The sequence below is a fragment of the Paenibacillus sp. MMO-58 genome (assembly GCF_037146255.1).
GTDB lineage: Bacteria > Bacillota > Bacilli > Paenibacillales > Paenibacillaceae > Pristimantibacillus.
Map to the genome: position 1 here is coordinate 36,110 of NZ_JBBCVY010000022.1, position 8,494 is coordinate 44,603.

8 protein-coding genes and 16 tRNA genes are annotated in these 8,494 nt (G+C 47.4%); all 24 read right to left on the reverse strand.

What is annotated here, in order from left to right; genetic code table 11:
- Positions 1 to 111: 111 nt before the first annotated feature.
- Positions 112 to 813: a PspA/IM30 family protein gene (locus WFJ73_RS32155; RefSeq protein ID WP_336776862.1), complete on the reverse strand. Its 702-nt coding sequence runs from the start codon at positions 811 to 813 to the stop codon at positions 112 to 114.
- A 2-nt stretch (positions 814 to 815) separates the two neighbouring features.
- Positions 816 to 1,310, reverse strand: coding sequence for a PspC domain-containing protein (locus WFJ73_RS32160; protein ID WP_336776863.1), 495 nt, complete (start codon positions 1,308 to 1,310; stop codon positions 816 to 818).
- On the reverse strand, positions 1,298 to 1,984 hold the full coding sequence (locus tag WFJ73_RS32165) for a PspA/IM30 family protein (RefSeq protein WP_248758096.1): 687 nt from the start codon (positions 1,982 to 1,984) through the stop codon (positions 1,298 to 1,300). The genes WFJ73_RS32160 and WFJ73_RS32165 overlap by 13 nt, the downstream gene beginning before the upstream one ends.
- A 24-nt stretch (positions 1,985 to 2,008) precedes the next feature.
- Positions 2,009 to 2,308: a LiaF transmembrane domain-containing protein gene (locus WFJ73_RS32170; RefSeq protein ID WP_248758095.1), complete on the reverse strand. Its 300-nt coding sequence runs from the start codon at positions 2,306 to 2,308 to the stop codon at positions 2,009 to 2,011.
- A 216-nt stretch (positions 2,309 to 2,524) separates the two neighbouring features.
- The gene (locus tag WFJ73_RS32175; RefSeq protein ID WP_336776864.1) at positions 2,525 to 3,628 is read right to left on the reverse strand and encodes a GerAB/ArcD/ProY family transporter; all 1,104 of its coding nucleotides are present in this window, start codon (positions 3,626 to 3,628) and stop codon (positions 2,525 to 2,527) included.
- Positions 3,629 to 3,634: 6 nt separating this feature from the next.
- Positions 3,635 to 3,874, reverse strand: coding sequence for a hypothetical protein (locus tag WFJ73_RS32180; protein WP_336776865.1), 240 nt, complete (start codon positions 3,872 to 3,874; stop codon positions 3,635 to 3,637).
- Positions 3,875 to 3,890: 16 nt separating this feature from the next.
- Positions 3,891 to 5,093, reverse strand: coding sequence for a Ger(x)C family spore germination protein (locus tag WFJ73_RS32185; RefSeq protein WP_336776866.1), 1,203 nt, complete (start codon positions 5,091 to 5,093; stop codon positions 3,891 to 3,893).
- A gap of 34 nt (positions 5,094 to 5,127) precedes the next feature.
- The gene (locus WFJ73_RS32190) at positions 5,128 to 6,588 is read right to left on the reverse strand and encodes a spore germination protein (RefSeq protein WP_336776867.1); all 1,461 of its coding nucleotides are present in this window, start codon (positions 6,586 to 6,588) and stop codon (positions 5,128 to 5,130) included.
- Positions 6,589 to 6,756: 168 nt separating this feature from the next.
- Positions 6,757 to 6,838: transfer RNA gene (locus tag WFJ73_RS32195), tRNA-Leu, on the reverse strand.
- A gap of 12 nt (positions 6,839 to 6,850) precedes the next feature.
- Positions 6,851 to 6,927 (reverse strand) — tRNA-Arg (locus WFJ73_RS32200).
- 18 nt (positions 6,928 to 6,945) lie between these two features.
- Positions 6,946 to 7,019, reverse strand: a tRNA-Cys gene (locus WFJ73_RS32205).
- A 9-nt stretch (positions 7,020 to 7,028) separates the two neighbouring features.
- Positions 7,029 to 7,103, reverse strand: a tRNA-Gly gene (locus tag WFJ73_RS32210).
- 5 nt (positions 7,104 to 7,108) lie between these two features.
- Positions 7,109 to 7,183: transfer RNA gene (locus tag WFJ73_RS32215), tRNA-Gln, on the reverse strand.
- Between the two features lie 29 nt (positions 7,184 to 7,212).
- A tRNA-His gene (locus tag WFJ73_RS32220) sits at positions 7,213 to 7,288 on the reverse strand.
- A 22-nt stretch (positions 7,289 to 7,310) separates the two neighbouring features.
- Positions 7,311 to 7,384, reverse strand: a tRNA-Trp gene (locus WFJ73_RS32225).
- A gap of 3 nt (positions 7,385 to 7,387) precedes the next feature.
- Positions 7,388 to 7,471: transfer RNA gene (locus WFJ73_RS32230), tRNA-Tyr, on the reverse strand.
- A 7-nt stretch (positions 7,472 to 7,478) separates the two neighbouring features.
- Positions 7,479 to 7,554: transfer RNA gene (locus WFJ73_RS32235), tRNA-Thr, on the reverse strand.
- A gap of 25 nt (positions 7,555 to 7,579) precedes the next feature.
- Positions 7,580 to 7,655 (reverse strand) — tRNA-Phe (locus tag WFJ73_RS32240).
- 15 nt (positions 7,656 to 7,670) lie between these two features.
- A tRNA-Asp gene (locus WFJ73_RS32245) sits at positions 7,671 to 7,747 on the reverse strand.
- Positions 7,748 to 7,783: 36 nt separating this feature from the next.
- Positions 7,784 to 7,860: transfer RNA gene (locus WFJ73_RS32250), tRNA-Met, on the reverse strand.
- 17 nt (positions 7,861 to 7,877) lie between these two features.
- Positions 7,878 to 7,953: transfer RNA gene (locus WFJ73_RS32255), tRNA-Val, on the reverse strand.
- An 82-nt stretch (positions 7,954 to 8,035) separates the two neighbouring features.
- Positions 8,036 to 8,110: transfer RNA gene (locus tag WFJ73_RS32260), tRNA-Glu, on the reverse strand.
- A gap of 39 nt (positions 8,111 to 8,149) precedes the next feature.
- A tRNA-Ser gene (locus WFJ73_RS32265) sits at positions 8,150 to 8,240 on the reverse strand.
- A gap of 5 nt (positions 8,241 to 8,245) precedes the next feature.
- Positions 8,246 to 8,321: transfer RNA gene (locus WFJ73_RS32270), tRNA-Asn, on the reverse strand.
- Positions 8,322 to 8,494: the final 173 nt, after the last annotated feature.

Consider the following 8,494-nt stretch of genomic DNA (forward strand, 5'->3'; position numbering starts at 1 on the left):
TACGTACGCAGGGAAGAGCAGACCGGTCCCCCCGGCAATTTCATTAAGTTAAAGCTTAATGAAATTGCGGTTACCCGATCCGCTCTTCCGTCCTTGCATACTTCTAGTTGATTATACTTCTTCCGGTTTGTTCAGCTTGCTTTTCAAAGCTTCAAGCTGCTCGTCAACCTTCAGCTTTTTCTCCATATCAACGGCATTAAAGGAGCCTGTATTGTTGCCTGTACCGCTGTATGCTGCCGAGTAAGGAGTGCGAAGAACATCCGCTTCCGCTTCAAGCTGCATGATTTTCTCTTCCATACGGTAGAAACCTCTCGAAGCCGTACCGCTGTCGATCGTATGGTTCGAAGAAATTTGAGCCATTTGCTTTTGCGCCTTCGCGATTTGGGCGCGGGATGCCAGCTCATTGCGTTTATTGCGAAGCTGGTAGAACTCATCCTTCATGCCATGCAATTGCTGCATCAGCTCTTCGGCTTGCGTTTTAGCTTGCGCATGAAGATCACTGTACTCGTTCACCTTCTGGTCGAAATAAAGCTTCTCTTCGAGCAGCTTGCGAGCCAACTCTTCCTGGCCGGCGCGAAGTGCTGCTTCTGCCTTCGACTCACGGTCTGCGATGCTTCGTACCGCTTCATCCAGACGTTGTTTCAGACGGCGTTCGTTTGCCATTTGTTTCGCTACCGTTACTTCCGCTTGATGAATTTCCGATTCCATGTCGCGCAGATATTGATTCAGCATGACTACCGGATCTTCCATTTTATCCAATACCTCATTCACCGATGCCTTAGTCAGATCCTTCATTCTTTTAAAGATTCCCATTGTTAAATCTCTCCCTTCTCGTATTTAGCCAATTTGGCGCGTAATTCTTCGATTTCTTTACGAAGTGCTTTCTTCTCCAGATCATCCATCATGCTATCGAATTGCGACGACGAGTCTTGCTGGCTGGAACGTGCTTGCGAGAAGCTGTCCCATTGCCCTTGCGGCGGGTTCTTGTATGGTCCGCCGAAGGAGGAACCGAAGCCGCCTTGGCCGCCTTGACCGCCGTTATAACCGTTGCCGTACCCGCTGCCGCCATAGCCGCCTCCAAACCCGCCAGGTCCAAAGCCGTGACCGTTATAAAACGTTGGTTCCTTAGGAACGATAAGGCCGGCTATGATATAGACAGGAATTGCGAATCCGCTTGTAAAGATGGTAACGACGATGAGCAGGATACGGATAAGAGTCGCATCTACATTGATCATTTCCGCGAGTCCGCCGCAAAGACCAAACAGCTTCTTGTCGCGGGTAGACCGGTACAATTTTTTCAAGACGACCATCCTTCCTTCTCAAGCTTCTTCTTTAATTGCTGCAGCTCGCGTTCGATAACGGATTGCACTTGATTGCCTGCTTCGCTGATGAACTCTTTGCCCATTCGGCGGAGATCATGCAGGCTTTTTGCCTCCATCTCCATATCGCCGATCCGGTCCTCCAGTCTGCGGAACATCGAGCCTGGCTGAATGCCACCCGCTTGGCCGCCTTCCGTGTAACGCGCATTCATACGCTGCTGAAGTCTGAGCGACTCCATTCTTGCCGCGTAATATTCGCGTTTGTCATAGACGAGCTGGTATTCGCTCCGCATTTCGCGAAGCTGATCTTCCAGGTCCACCGTATTCTGACGGCTTTGCTCATACAGCTCGCGGTATTGATTGGAGCGCTCCTCGCTTGTCGTCTTCTCGTGGAGAGCGATTCGCGCAAGCTGCTCTTCACCGGCTTTCAGAGCGGTCAGCGCTTGCTGCTCGCGTTTTTCCTTCTGCTGCTCTGCTTGCAGCCATTGCGCTTTCAGATGATTGCTATGTCCCAGATATTGCTGGTGCAGCCGTTCCGCTTGAATAATCTCTTCGCGTGTCGACCAGAGGAACTGGTCAATCAGGCGAACCGGATCTTCTGCTTTCTCCAGTCTTTCATTTAAACTTGCCACTGTAATGTCGCGCACTCGCCGCATAATGCTCATGTATGGCCCTCCCAACTTTTTTTATTAGAAATGTCGATTGTTGTTATTGTTTTTCACCATCGAAATACCGAACAGGATCAGCACGACCGCAATACCCAGCATAATCAGTTTCGACAATGCCGGCAGCAGCATCAAAATACCGATTGCGCCAACGATTCCGCCGATGATTTTTTTATTGCTCCTCCAGGCAACTACCCCAAGTCCGATTAATACGATTGCGAACAGGGTACCTACCAGTGCACCAAGATGGATGCCGAAGAATTTAAGTACCATGATACCGCCTGCAACTGCAAGCAATAAGCCTAACGCTTTTTTACCATCCATTGCTTCTTCCACCGCCTCTCAAAGATTGCTTTGTTTTTTCTCTTCTTGTGAATCTCTCTTGCTTATGTTCCTATTGTAGATCGAATCCGTACTTTCTAAAACGGACCACCGACGGTTTCTATGCTAGACCTAGGTCGAGTGGCTCTTCCGCCTTAAGGGTCGAATCCTGTCCTAAAACGCAAAAAAGGCGCTTTACCCTATGCAAGAGTCAGCACCTCATGATGATGATTGGTTCTGCTTGAAGCTGGAACGGAGAGCATCTATGCCAAGCAGCCCAACCGGGATGATTACCATAAAGATAGTCGCATACAAGGAGAATACCTTAGGCGTAAACGCAATAAAGCTAACGATATTGTCATAGACAAGAAGAGACAAGAAAACAAGCAGCAGGGCAAACGGCAGAGTCAGCGTACGGGGGTCCTTCAGTCTCAGCGTCTGGGCTGTCCCAAGCGTTACGGCGTACACGCAAATCACTGTCTTGAAAAAAATCGTGATCAACCATATAATCGCCAGCATGGCCTCGACCCTCTGTAGAAAGTTCCCCACGCTGATTTGCTTCGCCAGGGTATAGCTGGCATACATATTCCTCTGCGTAAATTCGGTGCCAAGTACCAGCGTCGACAGCAGAACGCTAACGATAATAACCACGCTGCCGAGCAAGGTTCCCGCGAGCAAGGCGCTTCTTGCTTTTTTCGGCCTGTTCGTATAAGGAACCAGCATCATTAGAATAACCTGTTCTTGAAGATTAAAATAATAGAACGCGCCTAGCAGGATTGGCTTTATTCCATGCTCGAAAACAGGCTCAGCCCGGTCTAATTCAATCTGAGGCAACAGGAAGAAAGTGAGGAATAGAAACAATGCGATTACAAATGGCAAGAAAATCTCTGCTGCCCTAGCCGTTGTCTCAATACCAAGCCGAACCGCGTAAACCACCACGGTCATAAATAAAATGATCATTATTTCGATTGGCGTGTTTGGCATAATATGAGTCGTCATAAAATTCCCTACGACCCGAAGCAGGAAAGAAGACAACAAAAAGATAAAAGAAAGGAAAAATAACGAAATCGCCTTTCCAAGCCATTTCCCCAAAATCTTTTCACTAAACTCCGCAAGCGTTAATGTAGGATAGCGGCCGGCCAGCGCGCTATAAATGAATATGCTTAGAAGATTGGCCGCTATCCCTATAAGGCATGCAATCCAGCCGTCTTGTTTAGAGAACACGGCCATAATGGAAGGAACGATCAGAATGGAGGTGCCAATCGTATACAGAAGCGTTAGAACAGTCAACTGCCGGTGACTTATTTTTCCCTTCTCAAGCATTCCCCATCATCCCCCACTTAAATTTTGAAAAATCGCCTCGGCCAGGGGCCGCAGCATATAATCGAGTCCGTTTACCGGATTAGGAATATGCAAATTGAGGAACCTCATAATCACCAGCACGATACCTAACCCCAGCAGACAAGAGAATACCCAAAGATCCTTCCTCAGCCTTCTCTTCCTCAATGACGGCACCTCAATCAGAACAATTACAGCTGCGGCTGCGAAAAGCCATATATATTTCATCATAGTTGCTTATTCCTTCTTACTTTATTTCTTGCATAAACGAGTTATTAACCGTACCGGTCTGCCGGATATTTACCACAACGTCTATCTTGACCGGTATTTTCTGAAAGACGGTATCCCAATCATTTTCAACGTTTTTCCAATAGGCAGGATTCGCGCGATGTACAACATCCCCAAAGCCAAATATATCAACTTTGTATTTTTCTTGAACCTGATCGATTGTTTTCTGCACATATCCCTTTATTGCTTCCTCACTTTTGTGCTCCAACTCATAAATAGACGATTTTTGAGTCAGATCGATTTTACACAACACCTCGCCTATGCTGGCCTCAGTACGGATCGCTAAATGTATTTCCGGTTCTCCGTTTACAAACTTGGCTTTGGATATCGTCTTGGAACGAATGACCTCAATGGTCATTCTTCCTCCATCAGGGCACTTAATCACCCCGACCGTATTATGTACATCGTTATGGATAACAGAGTAGCCTCTGCTTTCGGATTGGTTCAGCCACCCAACCAGCTTATCCTGGTTAAAAACAGCTATTCCCGAATATTGCAGGTGGGCTGGCGAAGCAATACTTTCAACACTTTCCCTGCTCTCGCCCTTTTCCCTGTCGCCTCTCAGGCGGAGTCCGGTGACCACCGGTTGTTTACCTTTGCTAACGATATCCATAATGAGTTGATCCAGCGTTATCGATGCAGTTGGTGCCCATTGCTTCTGCGAGTTAAGCAAAGAAGAATACATCTGATTGGCAGGGATAGCCTCCAGATGGGTTAATATTTTCAACGTGCTTGCTGCGGTAGTCTCTCTTGCAATGGCGATGTAGAAATCGGTGCGGTGCTCATAATACCTTGACATGTATTCAAGAGCGTCCCCAATCCCTTCTTTGGCTAACTCCTCGCCTATGACTAACATCCGTAAGTGAGCCGAATAAATAGGCCTCGGCGATACCGTGGTCATTTTGCGTATGGCTTCAAATATGGTTCTGCCTCTAGCCTGGTAAAAAGTAACGGGAGTCCGCGTCATCGTTCTGTTGTTTGCGGCAACTTCTCCCGGATCAACGACCTGAACCGATACCTGGTATTGATTCTCCCCGTCCTTATCGATTCCGATTGCCACTGCAATAGCCAGATCATTAAGCTCGCGGCGATTCCAGCAGCCCGTCAGCGTCATCGCTATTAAAACAAACAATAAGGAAATTAATAGCCTTCGCATCATCATCTCAAATTCCTCATCTCGTTGCCTGTATTCTCGATTAACGCTTCGGACCGGGAGCCTTGTTATTGCCTCGGGTAATATTATTCTGATTAACTAGACGCAGGCGTTTCCGCATAGCCCAATGCGGTAACCGGAATAAGGTATCCTTCGTATCCTCAGCAATAAATGGTCCAAACGGACTCATATACGGTACTCCGAAGGTACGAAGACTGCATAAATGGAGTACGAGCGCAAAAACGCCTAAGATAATCCCGTATAAACCAAAGGACGCAGCTAGACCCATTAAAGCAAACCGGATCATCCGGATGGAGATCGACATATTCATAGCGGGTACAACAAAGCTTGATATAGCCGTGATGGATACCACAATAACCATCGCAGCGGAAACAATCCCCGCATCAACAGCTGCCTGCCCAATAACCAAGGTGCCGACAATCGAAATAGCCTGACCCATTGTTCTAGGCATCCGCACCCCGGCTTCGCGCAGGATCTCGAACGTAATCTCCATAATCAACGCCTCGATAAATGCCGGAAAAGGTATCCCTTCCCTTTGAGCTGCAAGTCCAATGAGCAGCGGAGTAGGAAGCATTTCCTGATGAAAGGTAGTTATGGCAATATAAAGCGAAGGCCCTAACAACGCGATAAAAATACCTATAAAGCGGAGAATTCTTATCAGCGAGCTAATATCGGCGCGTTGGTAATAATCCTCCGCAGAATGCATGAAGGAAATAAACAATGCGGGAACCACTAAGACATGAGGGGTTCCATCCACCAGTATCGCAACTTTGCCTTCAAGAAGCTCCGCAGCGATGACATCCGGCCGTTCGGAGTTATATATGGTCGGAAATGGACTATAAGCGGAATCCTGAATGAGCTCTTCGATATAGCCGCTTTCCAGAATCCCGTCAATATCTATTCTGGATAATCGGCTGCGTACCTCATCCAAAATCTTATCGCTTACAATCCCTTTTATATACATAATGGAGACGCTAGTCTGAGTCACTTTTCCGATTCGCATATTTTCCAGCCATAAATCGGGGTTCTTTATTTTCCTTCTGACCAATGCCGTATTTGTGCGAATGGATTCCGTAAAAGATTCTTTTGGACCGCGGCTTACCGTTTCCGTCATCGCCTCTGAAACAGCACGGTCTTTAATCCCGTTCATTGCAATGGACAATATTTCATTGCTGTCCCATATAAGAATGACATGACCGGAAAACAGGTTATAGTACATCGTATCCGTCGATGTTACTTCTTCTATGTCTCCCGCAGTCAGCAAGTCCAGAAAAGGATGCTGATTCGTATTAAGCTTCGGAAACTCCACCATTAAAGTCTCCAATATAAAATCTTGAACAGAGTCCGTGTTTACTAGCCCATCCGCATAAAACAAATTCACTTTTCGAGATTTGCCACCATATTCGATTTGAAATTCTTTAAAAATAATATCGTTACTATTTCCGAGTTTTTCTTTAATCGTTGAAATATCGATCTGACTCATGCTGCATCACATCACCCGTATTTGATAATTATCAGTATGGTCATACGCCAATCGATATAAACAAAAAAAGCATCCGTCGGAGGTTAGTCCGCCAGATGCTTGTAAAGTTTGTAAACATGCAAAAACGCTGACTGTACAAAGTACAATCAGCGCAATCATTTCAATATATGGTGCCGGTGAGAGGACTCGAACCTCCACGGTTTCCCTCACGATTTTGAGTCGCGCGCGTCTGCCATTCCGCCACACCGGCATTTGGTAAATATGGCGTGCCCTAAGAGATTCGAACTCCTGACCTTTTGATTCGTAGTCAAACGCTCTATCCAGCTGAGCTAAGGGCACATTTTATTGAAATAATTGTGGAGGCGCCACCCAGACTCGAACTGGGGGTAAAGCTTTTGCAGAGCTCTGCCTTACCACTTGGCTATGGCGCCACCTAATTATGGAGCGGAAGACGGGAATCGAACCCGCGACCCTCGCCTTGGCAAGGCGATGCTCTACCGCTGAGCCACTTCCGCATAAATGGCTGGGGATCAAGGATTCGAACCTTGGAGTGACGGAGTCAAAGTCCGTTGCCTTACCGCTTGGCTAATCCCCAACAAAAACCTTTTTAAATCTTAGTGAAAATGGGGCGATCGATGGGACTTGAACCCACGAATGCCGGAGCCACAGACCGGTGCGTTAACCCCTTCGCCACGACCGCCATACTCACTATAAAAATTATCTGGCAGGGGCAGCAGGAATTGAACCCACACCAAAGGTTTTGGAGACCTTTGTTCTACCTTTAAACTATGCCCCTAAATGGTGGAGGGTGATGGATTCGAACCACCGAACCGTTAGGAAGAGATTTACAGTCTCCCGCGTTTGGCCACTTCGCTAACCCTCCGTAAACATGGTGCCGGCGATAGGAGTCGAACCCACGACCTACTGATTACAAGTCAGTTGCTCTACCAACTGAGCTACACCGGCATATTAACTTTTTCACCATCTAATATGGTGGCTCGGGACGGAATCGAACCGCCGACACGAGGATTTTCAGTCCTCTGCTCTACCAACTGAGCTACCGAGCCTGATGTTTGATTAAATGGCGGAGCTGACGGGATTCGAACCCGCGGTCTCCTGCGTGACAGGCAGGCATGTTAGGCCTCTACACCACAGCTCCACATCGAATTCTCGGTAAAAACCGAAGATAAAGTTTTGGTTGCGGGGGCAGGATTTGAACCTGCGGCCTTCGGGTTATGAGCCCGACGAGCTACCGAGCTGCTCCACCCCGCGTCGTTATAAATCTTATATGGTGGAGGCTGAGGGGATCGAACCCCCGACCCTCTGCTTGTAAGGCAGATGCTCTCCCAGCTGAGCTAAGCCTCCATATTCTCTCGAGCGACTTTTATAATATATCACATTCAAGTCAGCTTGGCAAGAACTTTTTTTTATTTCTTTTTTGTGAATATGGTGACCCGTAGGGGATTCGAACCCCTGTTACCTCCGTGAAAGGGAGGTGTCTTAACCCCTTGACCAACGGGCCTTACGTATTACGTAGCAATCAGCTATGTAATAAAAATTATGGCAGAGAGGAAGGGATTCGAACCCTCGAGACCCGGTTAGAGCCTACACGATTTCCAATCGTGCTCCTTCGACCACTCGGACACCTCTCTATATATGGCTCCCCGAACAGGACTCGAACCTGTGACAACTCGATTAACAGTCGAGTGCTCTACCAACTGAGCTATCAGGGAATACATTCAAAGCTTGCGCCTTGAAAACTGGATGCGAAATAATGATTCCTTAAGTCAATTATGGGGTCCCCGAAAAGTAATCGGAATAAGCTGCAACGCTTAACTTCACTTTTTGGGGGTTTTTTAGGATAAGCCCTCGACCGATTAGTATTCGTCAGCTCCACACATTGCTG